At 64.8% G+C, this 18,349-nt stretch carries 15 protein-coding genes, 1 tRNA gene and 1 pseudogene; 13 read left to right on the top strand and 4 right to left on the bottom strand.

Features of this window, described 5'->3' with window-relative positions; translation table 11 throughout:
• Position 1 precedes the first annotated feature (1 nt).
• The 4 genes from QCE48_RS28900 (at position 2) to folE2 (ending at position 4,119) form a co-directional block, all read left to right on the top strand.
• Complete coding sequence (locus QCE48_RS28900) at positions 2-301, top strand: exodeoxyribonuclease VII small subunit (RefSeq protein ID WP_309781935.1); 300 nt, start codon at positions 2-4, stop codon at positions 299-301.
• Positions 298-1,185 carry a farnesyl diphosphate synthase gene (locus tag QCE48_RS28895; RefSeq protein WP_309781936.1) on the top strand — a complete coding sequence of 296 codons (888 nt, stop codon included), beginning with the start codon at positions 298-300 and terminating at the stop codon, positions 1,183-1,185. Before QCE48_RS28900 ends, QCE48_RS28895 begins: the two co-directional genes overlap by 4 nt.
• Positions 1,186-1,263: 78 nt before the next feature.
• Positions 1,264-3,177: a 1-deoxy-D-xylulose-5-phosphate synthase gene (gene dxs, locus QCE48_RS28890; protein ID WP_309781937.1), complete on the top strand. Its 1,914-nt coding sequence runs from the start codon at positions 1,264-1,266 to the stop codon at positions 3,175-3,177.
• 138 nt (positions 3,178-3,315) lie between these two features.
• Entirely contained in the window at positions 3,316-4,119 is an 804-nt protein-coding gene (gene folE2 / locus QCE48_RS28885) for a GTP cyclohydrolase FolE2 (RefSeq protein WP_309781938.1), read from the top strand.
• A gap of 46 nt (positions 4,120-4,165) precedes the next feature.
• On the opposite strand, the gene QCE48_RS28880 is transcribed toward folE2, so the two are convergent.
• Positions 4,166-5,044, bottom strand: a complete 879-nt coding sequence (locus QCE48_RS28880; RefSeq protein WP_309781940.1) for a LysR substrate-binding domain-containing protein — start codon at positions 5,042-5,044, stop codon at positions 4,166-4,168.
• Positions 5,045-5,073: 29 nt separating this feature from the next.
• Between QCE48_RS28880 and QCE48_RS28875 the strand changes: the two genes are divergently transcribed.
• Positions 5,074-6,366: an MFS transporter gene (locus tag QCE48_RS28875; RefSeq protein WP_309781942.1), complete on the top strand. Its 1,293-nt coding sequence runs from the start codon at positions 5,074-5,076 to the stop codon at positions 6,364-6,366.
• A 38-nt stretch (positions 6,367-6,404) separates the two neighbouring features.
• Complete coding sequence (locus QCE48_RS28870; RefSeq protein WP_309781945.1) at positions 6,405-7,031, top strand: glutathione S-transferase family protein; 627 nt, start codon at positions 6,405-6,407, stop codon at positions 7,029-7,031.
• Positions 7,032-7,034: 3 nt separating this feature from the next.
• Here QCE48_RS28870 and tsaD read toward each other — a convergent pair whose 3' ends face one another.
• Positions 7,035-8,063: a tRNA (adenosine(37)-N6)-threonylcarbamoyltransferase complex transferase subunit TsaD gene (tsaD, locus tag QCE48_RS28865; RefSeq protein WP_309781946.1), complete on the bottom strand. Its 1,029-nt coding sequence runs from the start codon at positions 8,061-8,063 to the stop codon at positions 7,035-7,037.
• A gap of 100 nt (positions 8,064-8,163) precedes the next feature.
• On the opposite strand from tsaD, the gene QCE48_RS28860 reads away from it, so the two are divergent.
• From QCE48_RS28860 to QCE48_RS28830, 6 genes are all read left to right on the top strand, one after another.
• On the top strand, positions 8,164-9,396 hold the full coding sequence (locus QCE48_RS28860; RefSeq protein ID WP_309781947.1) for an NAD(P)/FAD-dependent oxidoreductase: 1,233 nt from the start codon (positions 8,164-8,166) through the stop codon (positions 9,394-9,396).
• A gap of 345 nt (positions 9,397-9,741) precedes the next feature.
• Positions 9,742-10,188 (top strand): GatB/YqeY domain-containing protein, encoded by a 447-nt coding sequence (locus QCE48_RS28855; RefSeq protein ID WP_087632826.1) that lies wholly within the window; start codon positions 9,742-9,744, stop codon positions 10,186-10,188.
• Between the two features lie 9 nt (positions 10,189-10,197).
• Positions 10,198-12,075 (top strand): DNA primase, encoded by a 1,878-nt coding sequence (gene dnaG, locus QCE48_RS28850; RefSeq protein ID WP_309781949.1) that lies wholly within the window; start codon positions 10,198-10,200, stop codon positions 12,073-12,075.
• 118 nt (positions 12,076-12,193) lie between these two features.
• On the top strand, positions 12,194-14,674 hold the full coding sequence (rpoD, locus tag QCE48_RS28840) for an RNA polymerase sigma factor RpoD (protein ID WP_404981918.1): 2,481 nt from the start codon (positions 12,194-12,196) through the stop codon (positions 14,672-14,674).
• A 120-nt stretch (positions 14,675-14,794) separates the two neighbouring features.
• Positions 14,795-14,871 (top strand) — tRNA-Ile (locus QCE48_RS28835).
• A gap of 123 nt (positions 14,872-14,994) precedes the next feature.
• Positions 14,995-16,296 carry an aldehyde dehydrogenase family protein gene (locus QCE48_RS28830; RefSeq protein WP_309781950.1) on the top strand — a complete coding sequence of 434 codons (1,302 nt, stop codon included), beginning with the start codon at positions 14,995-14,997 and terminating at the stop codon, positions 16,294-16,296.
• A gap of 48 nt (positions 16,297-16,344) precedes the next feature.
• On the opposite strand, the gene QCE48_RS28825 is transcribed toward QCE48_RS28830, so the two are convergent.
• Both QCE48_RS28825 and QCE48_RS28820 read right to left on the bottom strand, forming a co-directional pair.
• Positions 16,345-16,683, bottom strand: coding sequence for a hypothetical protein (locus QCE48_RS28825; protein ID WP_309781952.1), 339 nt, complete (start codon positions 16,681-16,683; stop codon positions 16,345-16,347).
• A 99-nt stretch (positions 16,684-16,782) separates the two neighbouring features.
• On the bottom strand, positions 16,783-17,727 hold the full coding sequence (locus tag QCE48_RS28820; protein ID WP_087632838.1) for a LysR family transcriptional regulator: 945 nt from the start codon (positions 17,725-17,727) through the stop codon (positions 16,783-16,785).
• A 451-nt stretch (positions 17,728-18,178) separates the two neighbouring features.
• On the opposite strand from QCE48_RS28820, the pseudogene QCE48_RS28815 reads away from it, so the two are divergent.
• Positions 18,179-18,349 (top strand): annotated as a pseudogene (locus QCE48_RS28815) (oxalate/formate MFS antiporter); the annotation flags it as partial.

The raw sequence follows: 18,349 nt of genomic DNA, 5'->3' as shown, positions 1-18,349 counted from the left end.
CATGGCGAAAACCGCAACAGAGGAAGCCGCCGGCGCGCCAGGCGACAGCGGCACGGCCCTCCCGGAGAACTACGAAGCGGCGCTGACAGAACTCGAGGGGCTCGTCGCGCGCATGGAAGGCGGAGACCTGAGTCTCGAGGAATCGCTCACGGCTTACCGCCGGGGCGCGGCGCTCGTCGGCTTTTGCCAGCAGCAGCTCGAAAAAGTCGAGCAGCAGGTCCGCGTGCTCGACGGCGACACGCTCAAATCGCTGCCCACCGACGCGCGGCGCGCAGGCGAAGGCAACGGGGACGATCTATGACATTCGAACAATGGATGCGCGCCAGTCTCGACCGCGTGGAGACGGCACTCGAACACTATCTGCCGGGCGCGGACGTCGCGCCGGCGAAGCTGCACGAAGCGATGCGCTACGCGGTCCTCGGCGGCGGCAAGCGCGTTCGGCCGCTCTTGTGCCACGCGGCTGGCGAGCTGACCGGCGCGAGCGCGCAGGCGGTCGAAACGGCGAGCGTTGCGCTGGAAATGATCCATGTGTACTCGCTCGTGCATGACGATATGCCCGCGATGGACGACGACGCATTGCGTCGAGGAAAGCCTACCGTACACGTGCAATATGACGAAGCGACGGCACTGCTCGTCGGCGATGCGTTGCAGTCGCAGGCGTTCGTCGCGCTGACGGCCGCCGGCAATGGTCTGACGGATGTCCAGCAGGCCGCGCTCGTGCGCGAACTGGCGGTGGCGAGCGGCTCGCTCGGCATGGCGGGCGGACAGGCCATCGACCTGGAGAGCGTCGGCCGGAAGCTGTCGCGGCCGGAGCTGGAAACGATGCATCGGAAGAAGACGGGCGCGTTGCTGCGCGCGTCGGTGCGTATGGGCGCGCTCGCGGGCACGACGCCCGACGCGGCGGCGCTCGCGTCGCTCGACGCTTATGCGGCGGCTGTCGGTCTCGCGTTTCAGGTGGTGGACGACATCCTCGACGTCACCGCCGACTCCGCCACCCTCGGCAAAACCGCGGGCAAGGACGCGCAGCACGACAAACCGACCTACGTGTCGATCATCGGACTGGACGCGTCGCGGGAACTCGCAGCGCAACTGCGCCGCGACGCGCACGCCGCGCTCGAACCGTTCGGCCCGCGCGCCCAGCGCCTCGCCGAACTCGCTGACCTGGTCGTGAACCGGGTGCACTGAACGTTGAATGCGTGATTCCGCAGCCGGCACGAAAAACGCGCTGCCGGATCACGCCAGTTTTCCTAAAATGGGACGACGATGTACGACTTGCTGAAAACCATCGACGATCCGGCCGCCCTGCGCGCCCTCGATCGCCACCAACTGCAACCGCTTGCCGACGAACTGCGGGCCTACGTGCTCGACAGCGTGTCGCAGACGGGCGGTCATCTGTCGTCGAATCTCGGCACGGTCGAGCTGACGATCGCGCTGCACTATGTATTCGACACGCCCGGCGACCGCATCGTCTGGGACGTCGGCCATCAGACCTATCCGCACAAGATCCTGACCGGCCGCCGCGACCAGATGCCCACGCTGCGCCAGCTCAACGGCATTTCCGGCTTCCCGCGCAGAAGCGAGTCCGAGTACGACACGTTCGGCACGGCGCATTCGAGCACGTCGATTTCGGCGGCGCTCGGCATGGCGGTCGCGAGCAAATTGCAGGGCGACAACCGCTTTTCGATCGCCGTGATCGGCGACGGCGCGATGACCGCCGGCATGGCCTTCGAGGCGATGAACAACGCGGGCGTCGAGGACGACGTGCCGCTGCTCGTCATCCTGAACGACAACGACATGTCGATTTCGCCGCCGGTCGGCGCGCTGAATCGCCATCTCGCGCGCCTGATGTCGGGCCGTTTCTATGCCGCCGCGCGCGCCGGCGTCGAGCGCGTGCTGCGCGTCGCGCCGCCGATGCTCGATCTCGCCCGCAAGCTCGAAGAGCACGCGAAGGGCATGATCGTGCCGGCTACGCTGTTCGAGGAATTCGGCTTCAACTACATCGGCCCGATCGACGGTCACGACCTCGATTCACTGATCCCGACGCTGCAGAACATCAAGGAATTGCGCGGTCCGCAATTCCTGCACGTCGTGACGAAAAAGGGTCAGGGCTACAAGCTCGCCGAAGCCGATCCCGTGCTCTACCACGGCCCGGGCAAGTTCAATCCGGCGGAAGGCATCAAGCCGTCGACGGCGCCATCGAAGAAAACCTACACGCAGGTGTTCGGCGAGTGGCTCTGCGACGCCGCCGCGCTGGATTCGCGCGTCGTCGGCATTACGCCCGCGATGCGCGAGGGCTCCGGCATGGTGGAGTTCGAGAAGCGCTTCCCGGACCGCTATTTCGACGTCGGCATCGCCGAGCAGCACGCCGTGACGTTCGCGGGCGGTCTGGCGGCGGACGGCATGAAGCCGGTCGTCGCAATCTATTCGACGTTCCTGCAACGCGCCTACGACCAGTTGATCCACGACGTCGCGCTGCAAAATCTGCCGGTCGTGTTCGCCATCGACCGCGCCGGGCTCGTCGGCGCCGATGGCGCGACGCACGCCGGCAACTACGATCTCGCGTTCATGCGCTGCATCCCGAACATGACGGTGATGGCCGCGTCGGACGAAAACGAATGTCGTCAGATGCTGTACACCGCGCTTCAGCAGCCGGGACCGGCGGCCGTGCGCTATCCGCGCGGCGCGGGCACGGGCGTCGCGGCCGTCAAGCAGATGACCGCGATTCCGCTCGGAAAGGGCGAAATCCGCCGCGAATCGTCGCAGAAACTCGGCTCGGGCAGGCGCATCGCGATTCTCGCGTTCGGCACGATGGTCGCGCCGTCGCTCGCGGCCGCCGAAGCACTCGACGCCACCGTCGCCAACATGCGCTTCGTGAAGCCGATCGACGCCGATTTGCTGCGCGAACTCGCCGCGACCCACGACGCGCTCGTGACCGTCGAGGAAGGCGCGATCATGGGCGGCGCGGGTTCCGCGTGCGTCGAGGTGCTGCTCGCCAGTTCGGTCATCAAGCCCGTGCTGCAACTGGGCCTGCCGGACGTGTTCATCGATCACGGCGACCCGGTCAAGCTGCTCGCGAGCGTCGGGCTGGACGGCGCGGGCATCGCGAAGTCGATCCGCGAGCGCTTCCTGACCGACGTCGACAGCGCGGCGGGCAAGCTGAACAAGCGCGTCGCCTGAAATCGAACGCGACGGGCGGCGCGTCCCGGGGAATGCGCGCCGCCTGGTCTCACCTTGAAGCTTCAATGCCGGCGCGCCATCGCCGTTCACGCCGTGCGTTGCCCGGGAGAGGCGCGCGTCGAATGAGGACATAACAAGATGAATCAGATGAATCCCGCCTTCGTCATGCCCGACGTGCAGAGCACGCCGGACATCCGTCAGATTCCGATCCAGCGCGTCGGCGTGAAGGGCGTGCGGTATCCGCTCACCGTGCGCACGCAAAGCGGCGACGTGCAGCCGAGCATCGGCGTATGGAATCTCGACGTGCATCTGCCTGCCGAGCAAAAAGGCACGCACATGTCGCGCTTCGTCGCGCTGCTCGACGAGCACCGCGCGCCGCTCGATCAGGCCGCGTTTCGCGCGATGCTTCAGTCGATGCTCGCGAAACTCGAAGCGCACGCGGGGCGCATCGAAGTGACGTTTCCGTATTTCGTGATGAAGACGGCGCCCGTTTCCGGCGTCGAGAGCCTGATGGATTACGAAGTCACGCTGACCGGCGAACTGCGCGACGGCACGACGCGGCTGTCGCTCAAGGTGCTCGTGCCGGTGACGAGCCTTTGCCCGTGTTCGAAGAAGATTTCGCAATACGGCGCGCACAACCAGCGCTCGCACGTGACGATTGCCGCCGAACTGGCGGGCGATTTGCCCGTCGAGGATCTGATCCGGATCGCGGAAGAGGAAGCGTCGTGCGAACTCTGGGGCTTGCTCAAGCGCCCGGACGAGAAGTTCGTGACGGAGCGCGCTTACGAGAACCCGAAGTTCGTCGAAGACCTCGTGCGCGATGTCGCGACGCGGCTGAATGCCGACGAGCGCGTGCTCGCGTACACGCTCGAAGCCGAAAACTTCGAGTCGATCCACAATCACAGCGCGTATGCGGTGATCGAGCGCGACAAGCGCGTCTGATTCGCGCGAGCGTCAGCCGAAAAGCCGATCGTCCGATCGGCTTTTTTTATGCGAGCGGCCCGCCGCGCACCGAATCCAGCACGATCGACGCGAGCCGCTCGACCTGCGCTGGCGCGACCGTCGAGGCGCGCAGCAACGCGAGCGGGATCGTCGGCAATTCGGGCAGTCCGCTGTCCTCCGATTTGAGCGCGCACACCGACGACGGCAAGCCGTAACGCGTGCGCACCGTCACGCCGAGACCGGCTGCGGCCGCCGCCCACAAGCCCGCGAGACTCGGACTCGTGAAGGCGACACGCCATTTGATGCCCGCGCGGTCCAGCGCCTTGGTCGCCATGCTGTGGAAAAGACACGGCCGGTCGAACGCGATGAGCGGCAAGGGTTCGTCGTCGTCGCGGGTCCACGGCAGGCTGGATGAGCCGATCCAGCACATCTGCGGCACGGCGACCGGCTCGGCCAGTTCCGACGCGGGCGCGCCCCACACGAGCGCAAGATCGAGCTGATTCGAGCCGATGCGCTCCAGCAGGTCGGTGTTGCGCGCCACCCGCGCCTCGATGCGCACTTTCGGATGCGCGCGCGCAAACCGCCCGAGCACGTCCGGCAGCACGACTTCGCCGAAATCCTCCTGCAAGCCGAGCCGGATCCAGCCTTCCAGATGGACGCTGCGCATCGCGACGGCCGCCTCGTCGTTCAGTTCGATCAGGCGGCGCGCGTAACGCAGCATGGTCTCGCCGGCTTCGGTGAGCGCGAGACCGCGCCCGGATTTGCGAAAGAGCGTCGTGCCCGCCTGCTCTTCCAGCTTGCCCATCTGCGCGCTGACCGCCGACGTCGACCGTCCCACGCGATCCGCCGCCTTCGCAAAACTCCCGAGGTCGATGCCCGCGACGAAGCTGCGCAGCACCGCGAGATCGAACGAAATCTGGTTCATTGCAACCGTCCTGTTTTATCGAATCGTGAGTGCAAAACTTTCTGATATTCGGGATGATCGTAAAGCGTGAAACTGCTTCCGTCAATTTCGGAGAACAGGATCATGGCAACACCGCTGGATTTTCAGAGCGCGGCGCGCGGCGAATCGCATCGGTGCTCGGCGTGGGCGTCGTCGCGAACGCGAGCTTTTCGGCGGCCGTCAACGGCATTCCGACCACGGCCGTCTGGCTGCGCGAGGGCTATCGCTTCGACAACGCGCAACTCGGCCTCGTGCTCGGCGCGATGGGGCTGGGCGTCGCGGTATCGGAACTGCCGTGGGGCATGCTCACCGACCGCTGGGGCGACCGCCCCGTGCTGCTGACCGGCCTCGCGGGCACCGCCGCCGCGCTTCTCGCGATGGCGCTCTTCGTCGTGCCGCACGACGCTCACGCGATTCCCGCGCTCGGCTGGCTCGTGTTCGGCATGTGCGTGACGGGACTGATCAGCGGCAGCGTCAACGGATCGAGCGGACGCGCCGTCATGGCGTGGTTCCGCGAAGGCGAGCGCGGACTCGCGATGAGCATCCGCCAGACCGCCGTCCCGCTTGGCGGCGGACTCGGCGCGCTCGTGTTGCCGTGGCTCGCGGCATCGCACGGATTCGCCGCCGTGTTCGGTGCGCTCGCGGCGATGTGCGCGCTCTCCGCCGCGTTCACCTGGCGCTGGCTGCACGAGCCGCCGTTCGCGCAGGCGTCGGCGAATGCGCCGCACGCGGCTCCGTTGCGCGATGCGCAAATCTGGCGCGTCGTGCTCGGCATCGGCCTGCTGTGCTCGCCGCAGTTCGCCGTGCTCACCTTCGCGACCGTCTTTCTCCACGACGCCGCGCATCTCGGCCTCGTCGCGATCAGCGGGACGATGACCGTCGTGCAGATCGGCGCGATGGCGATGCGCGTCTGGAGCGGCCGGTTCACCGACCGTCGCGGCAACCGGCGTGCGTATCTGCGTGGCTCGACGCTCGTCGCCGCCGCCTCGTTCGCGGTGCTCGCGGCGGCGCTCGAAGCATTCCACGTTTCCGGCGCGCTCTTGATGACGCTGGTCGCGTTTGCCGGAATCTGCGTGTCGGCGTGGCACGGCGTGGCCTACACCGAACTCGCGACGCTCGCCGGCGCCGCGCGCGCCGGCACCGCGCTCGGGATGGCGAACACGGCGGTTTTCGCGGGCCTTTTCGTCACGCCGCTCGTGATTCCGCATCTGCTCGCGGCCGGATCGTGGGGCGCGGTCTGGGTCGTGGCCGGATTGTGCGCGCTCGGCGCTTATCCGTTGTTTCCGAAGCCCCGGCGACCTTAAACTGGCTATCCCGAAAATAAACTGCGGAGAACCGGACCTTGATCCTGATCGGCCAATACGATTCCCCGTTCGTGCGACGCGTCGGCGTCGCGCTGACGCTTTACGCGATGTCTTTCGAGCACAAGCCGTGGTCGGTCTTCGGTGACGCCGACAAGATCGCGCCGTTCAATCCGCTGATCCGCGTGCCGACGCTCGTGCTCGATTCGGGCGAGGTGCTGATCGAGAGCGCGATGATCCTCGACTATCTCGACGAGGAAGCGGGCGCGGACAAGCGGATGATGGCCGCGTCGGGTCCAGCGCGGCGGCAGACGCAGAAAATCTGCGCGCTGGCGACGGGTCTCGCCGACAAGGCCGTCGCGCTCGTCTACGAGCGAGTGCTGCACAAGGAGAAATCGGAGATGTGGGTGGAACGCTGCACGGGGCAGGTGGAACGCGTGCTGGACGTGCTGGAAGCGGACCGCGCGGCGCGCGCCACGCCCTGGTGGTTCGGCGTTGCCATCACGCACGCCGACATCGCCGTGGCCTGCGCGCTGCGTTTCGCGCGCGAGGCGCATCCTGCGCTCTTCACGGCGACGCGCTGGCCGACGCTCATCGCACATGCCGACCGCTGCGAGGCGCTGCCGGCGTTTCAGGCGATCGTGCAGCCGTTCAATCCGCCGAGCTGATTGTTACGCCGCCGCGAGCGAGGTCAGGTCCCAGCGCGGCTTGACGGTGAACGCGTAATCGCGCACGGCCTGCTCGGGCCAGCGCGCGAGGCGCAGGGCGCCCGCGAGCGCGATCATCGCGCCGTTGTCGGTGCAAAGCGACAAGTCGGGATAGTGGACGTCGAAGCGGCGCTTTTTCGCCGCCGCCGACAGCGCCTCGCGCAACTGCCGGTTCGCGCCCACGCCGCCCGCGACGACGAGCCGCTTCAATCCCGTCTTCTTCAACGCGGCAAGCGATTTCGCGACGAGCACGTCCACGGCGGCATCGACGAAACCGCGCGCCAGATCCGCCTTCGCCTGTTCGCAGACATTCGCGCCGAGCTTGCGGCTCTGCGTGAGGACGGCTGTTTTTAAACCGCTGAAGCTGAAATCGAGGTCGCCGGAATGCAGCATCGGACGCGGCAGCACGACCGCGCCCGGCGTGCCGAATTCCGCCATCCGCGAGACTTCCGGGCCGCCCGGATAGCCGAGGCCGAGCAGCTTTGCGGTTTTGTCGAAGGCTTCGCCGGCGGCGTCGTCGAGCGTTTCGCCGAGCGTCTCGTACACGCCGACGTCGGTCACGCGCATCAACTGTGTGTGTCCGCCCGACACCAGCAACGCCACGAACGGAAACGGCGGCGGTTCGTCGACGAGCAACGGCGAGAGCAAATGCCCTTCGAGGTGATGGATGCCGACGGTCGGCTTGTCCCACGCCATCGCGAGCGCATTCGCGACGCTCGCGCCCACGAGTAGCGCGCCCGCGAGACCCGGACCCTGCGTGAACGCGATGGCGTCGATGTCGGCGCGTCCGGCGCGGGCTTCCGACATCACTTGTTCGAGCAGCGGCAACGCGCGCCGGATGTGATCGCGCGACGCCAGTTCCGGCACGACGCCGCCATATTCGCGATGCATCGCGATCTGCGAATGCAGCGCGTGCGAGAGCAGGCCGCGCTCGGTGTCGTAGAGCGCGAGGCCGGTTTCGTCGCAGGAGCTTTCGATGCCTAGAACTAGCATGGGAATCAACGTCTTAGGGAACGTCAAAGTATAGCAGCGGGGCCCTCCACGCGCGCCTCGCGACGGCGTTTCGCCGGGCGCGCCGGTTACAATGCGCGCCATGGAATCCTTCGATATCGCCGTCATCGGCGCGGGCGCGGCCGGCATGATGTGCGCCGCGGTCGCCGCGCAAAGCGGCCGCCGCGTCGTCCTGATCGACCACGCCGAACGCCTCGCCGAAAAAATCCGCATCTCCGGCGGCGGGCGCTGCAACTTCACGAACATCAACGCGGGACCGGCCAATTTTCTGTCGGCGAATCCGCATTTTTGCCGCTCGGCGCTCGCCCGCTACACGCCGCGCGATTTCCTCGCGCTGCTCAAGCAATACCGCGTGAGCTGGCACGAAAAGCACAAAGGCCAGCTTTTCTGCGACGACTCCAGCGAATCGATCATTGAACTGCTGAAAAGCGAATGCGACGCCGGGCGCGTCGCGTGGCGTCATCCGGTGACGGTCGATGCGATCCGGCGCGACGGCGAACGCTTCGCGCTCGACACGGCGGCGGGCACGATCGAAGCGGCGGCGCTCGTCATCGCGACGGGCGGGCTGTCGATTCCGAAGATCGGCGCGACGGATTTCGGCTATCGCGTGGCGAAGCAGTTCGGCCACAAGCTCGTCGACATGCGTCCGGCGCTCGTGCCGCTCACGTTCGCCGCCGACGACTGGGCACCGTTCTCGGCGCTTTCGGGGCTGTCGGTCGAAGTGGATCTGAGTACCGGCAAAGGCAAGACGCGCGGTGAGTTTTCCGAGGATTTGCTGCTCACCCATCGCGGGCTGTCCGGCCCGGGCGTGCTGCAGATTTCGAGCTACTGGAACCCGTCCGAGCCGATCCACATCGACTTGCTGCCGGGCATCGACGCGACCGAAGCGCTGCTCGAAGCCAAGGCAGGCTCGAAAAAGCAGATCGCGACGTTTCTCGCCGAGCACGTCCCGGTGCGCCTCGCGCATACGTGGCTCGAAGCGCGAGGCGTTCCCGCCGACGCCCGTCTTGCCGACCTGCCGGACCGCACGCTGAAGGCCGTCGGTGAGTCGCTATCGCGCTGGACGCTCACCCCGAACGGCACCGAAGGCTATCGCAAGGCCGAAGTGACGCGCGGCGGCGTCGACACGCGCGAACTGTCCTCGGCGACGATGATGAGCGCGCGCACGCCCGGCCTGTACTTCGTCGGCGAAGCGGTAGATGTTACCGGATGGCTCGGCGGCTACAACTTCCAATGGGCGTGGGCGTCGGGCGTCGCGGCCGGTCAGGCCGCCGCCGAATTCGCCCGCGAGCGGGCGTTGCGCGACTCCGCCTGAGTTTGCCGAAAGTCCGATGCGGCAAGGCTTCGGGCGCGGCGATGCGCGTCTGGAGCCGACTCGAAACGCCGAATCGACCTGCTATACTCGATCGGTACATTGGGTCGATCGGCGATATCGTAAAAAGTCCCTCGCGCGGCGCGTCGCTCGCGTCGAACGGATCACATTGAAACGCGGCGGGGAACCTCCATGTGTTCCATTGCCAGCGGATATCGGCCGCGTCGTGGCCCGCTTGAGGAAGCATCCCAAGCGGGTTTTTGCTTTCTTCGCCTCGATTTGCACGGCGGCGAAGGCAGCGGCAGACCGGCCCAACCTCTCCAAATTTGCACTTGCACCGGGTGAACGATGAGCCTCAAGGACCAGATCAGCGACGACATGAAAACCGCGATGCGCGCACGGGAAACCGAGCGACTCGGCACGATTCGCCTGTTGCTCGCCGCGATCAAGCAGCGTGAAGTTGACGACCGCGTGACGCTCGACGACGCGGCCGTGACCGCCGTCATCGACAAGATGATCAAGCAGCGCAAGGACTCGATCAGCCAGTTCCAGAGCGCCGGCCGCGACGACCTCGTCGCGAAGGAAAGCGCCGAGCTCGCCGTGCTCGCGGCGTACATGCCGGAGCAGTTGTCGCCCGAAGCGATCGCCGCGGAAGTAGAGGCCGCCGTGGCCGCGACCGGCGCCGCCGGCCCGCAGGACATGGGCAAAGTGATGGGCGTGCTCAAGCCGAAGCTCGCGGGCAAGGCGGACATGACGGCCGTCTCCGCGCAGGTCAAGGCGGCGCTGTCGAAGTAAGCGCGCACGGTGATTCCGCACGCGTTCCTCCAGGATTTGCTCAACCGCGTCGATATCGTCGACGTGGTGGGCCGCTTCGTCCAGTTGAAAAAGGGCGGCGCGAATTTCATGGGCCTGTGCCCGTTCCATAACGAGAAGAGCCCGTCGTTCACGGTCAGCCCGACCAAGCAGTTCTATCACTGCTTCGGCTGCGGCGCGCACGGCACGGCGATCAGCTTTCTCATGGAGCACACCGGGCTCACGTTTCCCGAGGCGGTCAAGGAACTCGCGCAGTCGGTCGGATTGACCGTGCCGCAGGAGCCGTCTTCGTTCAGGGGCGGCGGCGGCGAAGGCTACGCGCCCGCGCCGAGCAAGGCGGTGAGCGTCGCGCTGACGGAAGTCATGCAGACCGCCTGCGACTTTTATCGCAAACAGTTGCGTGGCGCGCCCAATGCGATCGCGTATCTGAAAAAGCGCGGGCTGACGGGCGAAATCGCCGCGCGCTTCGGCCTGGGTTATGCGCCGGACGGCTGGCAGAACCTCGAGGCCGCCTTTCCCGACTACCGCAACGACAACCTCGTCGAAGCGGGACTCGTGATCGTCAGCGAGAAAAACGACGCGCAGGGTCAGGCGCGGCGCTATGACCGCTTCCGCGAACGCGTGATGTTCCCGATCCGCAACGTGAAGGGCAATGTGATCGGCTTCGGCGGGCGCATTCTCGACAGCGGCGAGCCGAAATATTTGAATTCGCCCGAAACGCCGTTATTTAGCAAAGGCAGCGAGCTTTACGGCCTGTTCGAGGCGCGTCTCGCGATTCGCGAACTCGGCTATGTGCTCGTCGTCGAAGGATATATGGACGTGGTCGCGCTGGCGCAGCTCGGCTTTGCGAACGCGGTCGCGACGCTCGGCACCGCCTGCACGCCGGTTCACGTGCAGAAGCTGTTTCGCCAGACCGACACCGTCGTATTCAGTTTCGACGGCGACGCGGCGGGCCGCCGGGCGGCGCGTCGCGCGCTCGAAGCGTGTCTGCCGCACGCCGCCGACAACCGCACCGTCCGGTTTCTCTTTCTGCCGAAGGAACACGATCCGGACAGCTACGTGCGCGAGTTCGGCACCGACGGCTTCGGCGAACAGGTCGACCGGGCGATGCCGCTGTCGCAGTTTCTGCTGAACGAGGTGCTGAACGACAAGGAGCTGGATCAGCCCGAAGGCCGCGCGAAAGCGCTGTTCGACGCGAAGCCGTTGTTGCAGGCGCTGCCGGCGAATGCGTTGCGGGTGCAGATATTGCACATGTTGGCAGACCGCCTCGCGACGCCGTTCGGCGAGATCGCCGCGCTGTGCGACATCGATTCGCGCGCCGCCGCGGTCGCGCGCTCGGCGCTGCCGAAAAGCGAGCGCCGTCGGGTGACGGGTCAGGAACAGCGGGCGTTGCGTAATCTTGTGATGTATCCGGGAATCGCAAAAGCGCTCGACAGCGAGGGCGAACAGACGCTCGTCACCATGACCGAGCACGGCGAGTTGTTCGGGGAGGTGATCGGCCACGCGCGCGAGTTGGGCGAGAGCGCGGAGTTTCAGATGCTTTCGGATTTGTTGAGAAACGCCGCAAATGCCCCGACATACGAAGACATCTTTCAGGAAATTCTCGCCTATGATGAAAATGTGCGGGACCTTCTGATGCGTGATCCGGCGGACGAAGGTGCGGCGGAGCGGGTCGCCGAGCAACGCAAGCTGCTCGCGGAAGAATTGCAGGCGACCGTCGTGAAACTGCGCCATGACAGCTATCGCGCGCGGCTGGATCAACTGGCGCGGCAGTCGTCGCTGTCGGCGGAGGAAGTGGCCGAATTCAGCGAGTTGTCAGCCAAGGCCGCGCAGATCAAGGCGGGGCGGGTGGTGAGCCCGGAGAGATAAACCTGGAATGCTATAATTAAAGGTTTTAAGCAAGTTGTTTTTTGAGTTTGTTTTCCTTTGTGGCGCGCGTCATTCGTCTGGATTTTCAGGCGCGTCGGGCGCCCGGCGAAATAGGCAAATGGCAAAGACTACGAGCGGGAAAAAAGCGACGGGACAGGGCTCGAACGAGCCGGAACGGGCTGCAGCCCACAAGGAATCCGCTTCTCTCGCGGGCGTGTCGCCAGCCGGCGCGCGCAAGGCGCCGAGCTCGAAAAAGAAGGCGCTGGCTGAATCGACTGCGAAGAAGGCGTCGGCGACATCGGTCAAGGCCGAGCGCACGCCGGAGACAGCGCCCGACGGCGCCAAAACGCTCGCAGCCGAACAGACGGGCAGAAGGGTCGCGGCTGTTATGGAGGGTAGGAACGAGGGTCGAAGTCCGCCAGTACGCGAAGGCCCCCGCGACGACCTGGGACATGGCACGCAGGACGAAGCAGCGCGCGCACATTCAGTATCCACGGTTCCATCGGCTGCCGTCCAGCAGCCGCGAGTCGAGACTAAAGCCGGCACGGCGAATTCCATGACGAAAAAGCTGAACGAAGTACCCGTCGAAGACGACGCAACGCAAAACGCAGAGCCTGCGAATGTCGCGGCTCCGTCGGCGAAGGTGAAGGCACGTGATCGGCGCGCGAAGGAGAAAGCGCTGCTGAAGGATGCGTTCGCCTCGGCGGCGCCCGGCACGCTCGAAGAACTGGAGGAGCGGCGCTCGAAACTGCGCGCGCTCATCAAGCTCGGCAAGGAGCGCGGCTACCTGACATACGCGGAAATCAACGATCACCTGCCCGACAACTTCACGGAAACGGAAGCGATCGAAGGGATCATCAGCACGTTCAACGACATGGGCGTCGCCGTCTACGAACAGGCTCCGGATGCGGAAACGCTGCTCCTGAACGACAACGCGCCCGCTGCGTCCTCCGACGACGAAGTCGAGGAAGAAGCCGAAGTCGCGCTGTCCACCGTCGATTCCGAATTCGGCCGCACGACCGACCCGGTCCGCATGTACATGCGCGAAATGGGCACGGTCGAGCTGCTCACGCGCGAAGGCGAAATCGAGATCGCGAAGCGGATCGAAGACGGTCTGAAGCACATGGTCATGGCGATTTCCGCCTGCCCGACCACCATCGCGGACATCCTCGCGATGGCCGAGCGCGTGCAGAACGAAGAGACGCGCGTCGACGAACTGGTCGACGGCCTGATCGATCCGAACGCCGAGGACGCCGACGGTTTTTCCGAGCAGGAAGCGGAAGCGATCGAAAGCGAAAACGAGGAAGAGGAAGCGGAAGAGAGCGACGACGAGGAAGAAGAGGACGAAAGCACCGCGCAGGCGAATGCGAACGCCGCTCAGCTCGAAGCGCTCAAGCGCGCGTCGCTGGAGAAGTTCTCGCTCATCAGCGAATGGTTCGACAAGATGCGCCGCGCCTACGAGAAGGAAGGCTACAAGTCGAAGGCGTATTTGAAGGCGCAGGAAGCCATCCAGACCGAACTGATGTCGATCCGCTTCACCGCGCGTACCGTCGAACGCCTGTGCGACACGCTGCGCGCGCAGGTCGATGAGGTGCGTCAGGTGGAGCGCCAGATTTTGCACACGGTCGTCGACAAGTGCGGCATGCCGCGTGCCGAGTTCATCACGCGCTTCCCGGGCAACGAGACGGACCTCGACTGGTCAGAGAAGGTCGTCGGGGAAGGTCATGGCTATAGCGCGATCCTCGAACGCAACATTCCCGCGATCCGCGAGCAGCAGCAACGTCTGCTCGACTTGCAGGCGCGCGTCGTGTTGCCGCTCAAGGACCTGAAGGAAACCAATCGCCAGATGGCGGCGGGCGAACTGAAGGCGCGTCAGGCGAAGCGCGAAATGACGGAAGCGAACCTGCGTCTCGTGATTTCCATCGCGAAGAAGTACACGAACCGCGGCCTGCAATTCCTCGATCTGATCCAGGAAGGCAATATCGGCCTGATGAAGGCGGTGGACAAGTTCGAATATCGTCGCGGCTACAAGTTCTCGACTTACGCGACGTGGTGGATTCGTCAGGCCATCACGCGGTCGATCGCGGACCAGGCGCGCACCATCCGGATTCCGGTCCACATGATCGAAACGATTAACAAGATGAACCGGATTTCGCGGCAGATCTTGCAGGAAACGGGTTTGGAACCCGATCCGGCTACGCTCGCCGAAAAGATGGAGATGCCGGAAGACAAGATCCGCAAGATCATGAAGATCGCGAAGGAGCCGATCTCGATGGAAACGCCGATCGGCGACGACGACGATTCGCATCTCGGCGACTTCATCGAGGACACGAACACGGTCGCCCCGGCCGACGCCGCGCTGCACGCGAGCATGCGCGATGTCGTGAAGGACGTGCTCGATTCGCTGACACCGCGCGAGGCGAAGGTGCTGCGCATGCGTTTCGGCATCGAAATGAGCACGGACCATACGCTTGAAGAAGTCGGCAAGCAGTTCGACGTGACGCGCGAGCGGATTCGTCAGATCGAAGCGAAGGCGTTGCGCAAGCTTCGTCACCCGAGCCGCTCCGACAAGCTGAAGTCGTTCCTCGAAGGGAACTGACCGGCTCTTGTCTTGCGAGGCGTTGTGAGGCAAACTCGCAACCCTCGCAGAACAAGCGCAATGTTCCGATGTATCGAAAAGCGCCGCCCGGCGCTTTATTTTTGCCCTTGCTCATTAAAAGGGCCGGAAGCTTAATTGGTATAAGCTGTCGACTCATAATCGACCGATAGTGGGTTCGAGTCCCACCCGGCCCACCAGCTCGTCTCTCTCCTGTACTCCTCCTGCGCGCCCGCGCCTGTGCGCCTCCGCTTTTCTGCGATGCGCATAGAATCGACGAAAGGGTCACGAAAGCCCTCTACGCATCAAAAGGAGCGAGACACATGGACAACACATCGAACCTGAAGCGCTATGAACTGCTGATCGGCGGCGAATCCGTGCCGCCGAGCGGTGGCACTTATTCGACCGACCTCGACCCCGCCACCGAAAAGCCGATCGCGCAGGTCGCACAGGGCACCGCGGCCGACGTCGACCGCGCCGTGCAGGCCGCGCGCGCCGCGCTCAAGCCGTGGAACGCCATCCGCGCCGCCGAACGCGGCCGCATCCTAATCAACGGACAAGTCGTCCCCGCGCGCCCGGACGCGCTCATGTACACCGTGCGCGAGCCGGTCGGCGTGGTCGCGGCGATCGTGCCGTGGAATTTCCCGCTGATGATCGGCATGTGGAAGATCGCGCCCGCGCTCGCCTGCGGCTGCACGCTGATCGTGAAACCCGCGGAAATCACGCCACTCTCGGCGCTGATGATCGGCCGGCTCGCGCTCGAAGCCGGCGTGCCGCCGGGCGTGCTCAATATCGTGACGGGCAAGGGATCGGTGGTCGGCGATGCACTCGTCGCGCATCCGGGCGTCGACAAGGTCACGTTCACCGGCTCGCCGTCGGTCGGACGCGGGATTCTGCAAGGCGCCGCCGGCAACTTCAAGCGCGTGACGCTGGAACTCGGCGGCAAGTCGGCGAACGTGATTTTCGCCGACGCCAATCTCGACGCCGCCACCCGCGCCGCCGCGTCCGGCATCTTCTTCAACGCGGGTCAGGTGTGCTCGGCGGGCTCGCGCGTGCTGGTGCAGCGCGCGGTCTACGACGACGTCGTCGAGCGGCTCGCGGAGCGCGCGCGGGCGATCAAGCTCGGCGATCCGTCGAAGAGCGAGACCGGCATGGGCCCGCTGATTTCCGCGAAACAGATGCAGACCGTGCTGGATTACGTCGACATCGGGCGGGGCGAGGGCGCGTCGCTCGTGACCGGCGGCCAGCGCGTGGGCGAGCGCGGCTACTTCGTCGAGCCGGCCGTGTTCGCCAACGTCGAGCACGAGATGCGTATCTCGCAGGAGGAAATCTTCGGTCCGGTGGTGAGCGTGATCCCGTTCGACGATGAAGCCGACGCGCTGCGCATCGCCAACGGCACGGCGTACAGCCTCGCGGCGGGCGTCTGGAGCGCGGATATCGGCCGCGTGCACCGGATGGCGGCGGAATTGAAGGCAGGGACAGTGTGGATCAACACCTACGGCTACACCGACGTGCGGCTGCCGTGGGGCGGCTCCGGCGATTCCGGCTTCGGGCGCGAGCATGGCGATGTAGCGATCGAAAACTTCACGGAGCCGAAGGCCGTATGGGTGTCGCTCGCGCCCTGACGAAGAAAGGCGGCCGAGGCCGCCTTTCCTTCAACGCACCCGCGACGCTCAGGCATGCGCGGAAACTTCGTTGCGCGAGCGCCAGAGACGGGCGCGGCGGGCGCTGTCGTCGTTCTTGACGGTGTTCGCGCGGCACGCTTCCAGCACGGCGTTCTTGCGCTCGACGATCGCCTGGCACAGGAAATCGGCGCTATAAGCCGTCAGCAGATGCGGGCAATGCGATTCGATGTACTTCGCGATGCGGCCGTAGTCGCTCTCGACGGCAGCGAGCGAGCGGTACGTATCGGCATCCCAGCGGAACATCAGGTCGAGTTCCTCGAAGGCGTTGTTGTACGCGCAGAGTTGCGCCTGGGTTTCGCGGTCGTCGCTGTGCGTTGCGTGGATCATCGTCGTCTCCTGTTTTGGCCGTGAGGGGTTAGAAACAGGATAGGAACTTCAATCCATATACGACAGTTAAAGTTTTTTCGAATAACGATAAGAAAAACTTTATGAATTCGGCCTGCCGGTTTCTGCACCGATATGGGTGATCTCTTCGATCTGCGCGGCGCCTTCATCGATCAGGAATTGCTTGAACGCGAGCGCGACCGGCGGCAGCCGTTTGTTGTTCCGGTGCACGATGAACCAGTTGAGCTTCACCGGAAACCCTTCGATGTCCAGCACGGCGAGCTTGCCGACCTGCAATTCCAGGCTGATCGTATGCGCGGAGAGAAAGCTGATGCCCATGCCCGCGATGACCGCCTGCTTGATCGTCTCGGTGCTGGTGATTTCCATCGCGATATTCAGCCGCGGCAGCCGGCCCGCGAAGCCTTCCTCCATTGAATTCCAGGTGTCCGAGCCCTTTTCGCGGACGATGAACGGTTCGTCGGCGAGCGCTTCGAGCGGAATGCGCGTCTTGCCGACGAGCGGATGATCCGGCGGCGCGACGATCACATACGGATGCGGCGCGAACGACACGTTCTCGGTATCCATGTCTTTCGGTGGGCGGACCATGATCGCGAGATCGGTGAGATTGTCGGACAGCTGATGCAGCAGTTCCTCGCGATTGTGGACCGCGAGGTTCAGCCGCACGTCGCTGTTGCGCTGCGTGAAGGCGGCGAGCAGGCGCGGAAAGAAATAGTCGCCGGCGCTGATGACGGCGACATTCAGCGTCCCGCCCGAAATGCCTTTCAGGCGCGCCATGGCGTCGTCGGCTTCGCGGAATTGCTCCAGAATCGCCCGACTGTAATGAAGCATTTCATTACCGGCTGGCGTCAGATAGATTTTCTTGCCGAGCTGCTCGAAAAGCGGCAGCCCCGCGTGTTCTTCCAACTGCTTGACTTGCGTCGAAACCGCCGGCTGCGTCAGGTAAAGCTCCTCTGCGGCGCGCGAAAAACTCAGTCGGCGCGCGACCGTTTCGAAGATTTTCAACTGCCGAAGCGTGGCATTGCGCATCACGGCGAAGCCCTCCATCCATTCACGATCGCTAATTTATACAATAAATTTTTATAACTTTCCCTAATCGTTTTTCTCCCCCACGATGCTTTCACGCCCGGCAATTGTTGTAAGCCGTGCAACATTCATCATCGTCGACGGCCGCGTTTTTTGCCCCTCGCGCGGCCGGAAACAGGCGATGCAAGCAGCGCATCAAGAAGCTGCGCCAACCTTCCGCAAGCCCGCGGATATTGGGATTCGCCAGAAAATGATGCGTCGATCGTATTGTCCGGAGCGTGGCGACTGTTTCAATCCGCGTACTCCGTTTGCCGTGCGGTTGCCTGCCCGCGCCGCGTGGCTTGAGCATTTCCCCTGACAGACCGACCCGATGCTGCACCGGCACAATACGCCGGTGATCCTGCACGACATCAAGCGCCGCACGAGCGCTACGACTTAAAAATTGGAGACAGACATGGCAAACGCAGGCACAGTCACGTCCGGGCGACCGCTCGGCCGTCATTCCAACCGATGGGTTCAACTGGCGATCGGCATCATCTGCATGGGCCTGGTCGCGAATCTGCAATACGCGTGGACGCTCTTCGTCGTGCCGATGGATGCCAAGCACCATTGGGGACAAGCGGCG

Origin of the sequence: Caballeronia sp. LZ024, assembly GCF_031451455.1 — a bacterium.
GTDB classification, from domain to species: domain Bacteria; phylum Pseudomonadota; class Gammaproteobacteria; order Burkholderiales; family Burkholderiaceae; genus Caballeronia; species Caballeronia telluris.
The sequence above is the reverse complement of the archived record's forward strand: the minus strand, read 5'-3'. Positions and strand labels throughout refer to the sequence as shown.

Excerpts from the sequence above, each read along its gene's own strand:
- QCE48_RS28830 (WP_309781950.1), top strand. The coding sequence starts at position 14,995 with ATGGACAACACATCGAACCTGAAGCGCTATGAACTGCTGATCGGCGGC.
- QCE48_RS28895 (WP_309781936.1), top strand. The coding sequence starts at position 298 with ATGACATTCGAACAATGGATGCGCGCCAGTCTCGACCGCGTGGAGACG.
- QCE48_RS28825 (WP_309781952.1), bottom strand. The coding sequence starts at position 16,683 with ATGATCCACGCAACGCACAGCGACGACCGCGAAACCCAGGCGCAACTC.
- QCE48_RS28880 (WP_309781940.1), bottom strand. The coding sequence starts at position 5,044 with ATGAACCAGATTTCGTTCGATCTCGCGGTGCTGCGCAGCTTCGTCGCG.
- tsaD (WP_309781946.1), bottom strand. The coding sequence starts at position 8,063 with ATGCTAGTTCTAGGCATCGAAAGCTCCTGCGACGAAACCGGCCTCGCG.
- QCE48_RS28820 (WP_087632838.1), bottom strand. The coding sequence starts at position 17,727 with ATGCGCAATGCCACGCTTCGGCAGTTGAAAATCTTCGAAACGGTCGCG.
- QCE48_RS28860 (WP_309781947.1), top strand. The coding sequence starts at position 8,164 with ATGGAATCCTTCGATATCGCCGTCATCGGCGCGGGCGCGGCCGGCATG.
- QCE48_RS28900 (WP_309781935.1), top strand. The coding sequence starts at position 2 with ATGGCGAAAACCGCAACAGAGGAAGCCGCCGGCGCGCCAGGCGACAGC.
- dxs (WP_309781937.1), top strand. The coding sequence starts at position 1,264 with ATGTACGACTTGCTGAAAACCATCGACGATCCGGCCGCCCTGCGCGCC.
- rpoD (WP_404981918.1), top strand. The coding sequence starts at position 12,194 with ATGGCAAAGACTACGAGCGGGAAAAAAGCGACGGGACAGGGCTCGAAC.
- folE2 (WP_309781938.1), top strand. The coding sequence starts at position 3,316 with ATGAATCAGATGAATCCCGCCTTCGTCATGCCCGACGTGCAGAGCACG.
- QCE48_RS28855 (WP_087632826.1), top strand. The coding sequence starts at position 9,742 with ATGAGCCTCAAGGACCAGATCAGCGACGACATGAAAACCGCGATGCGC.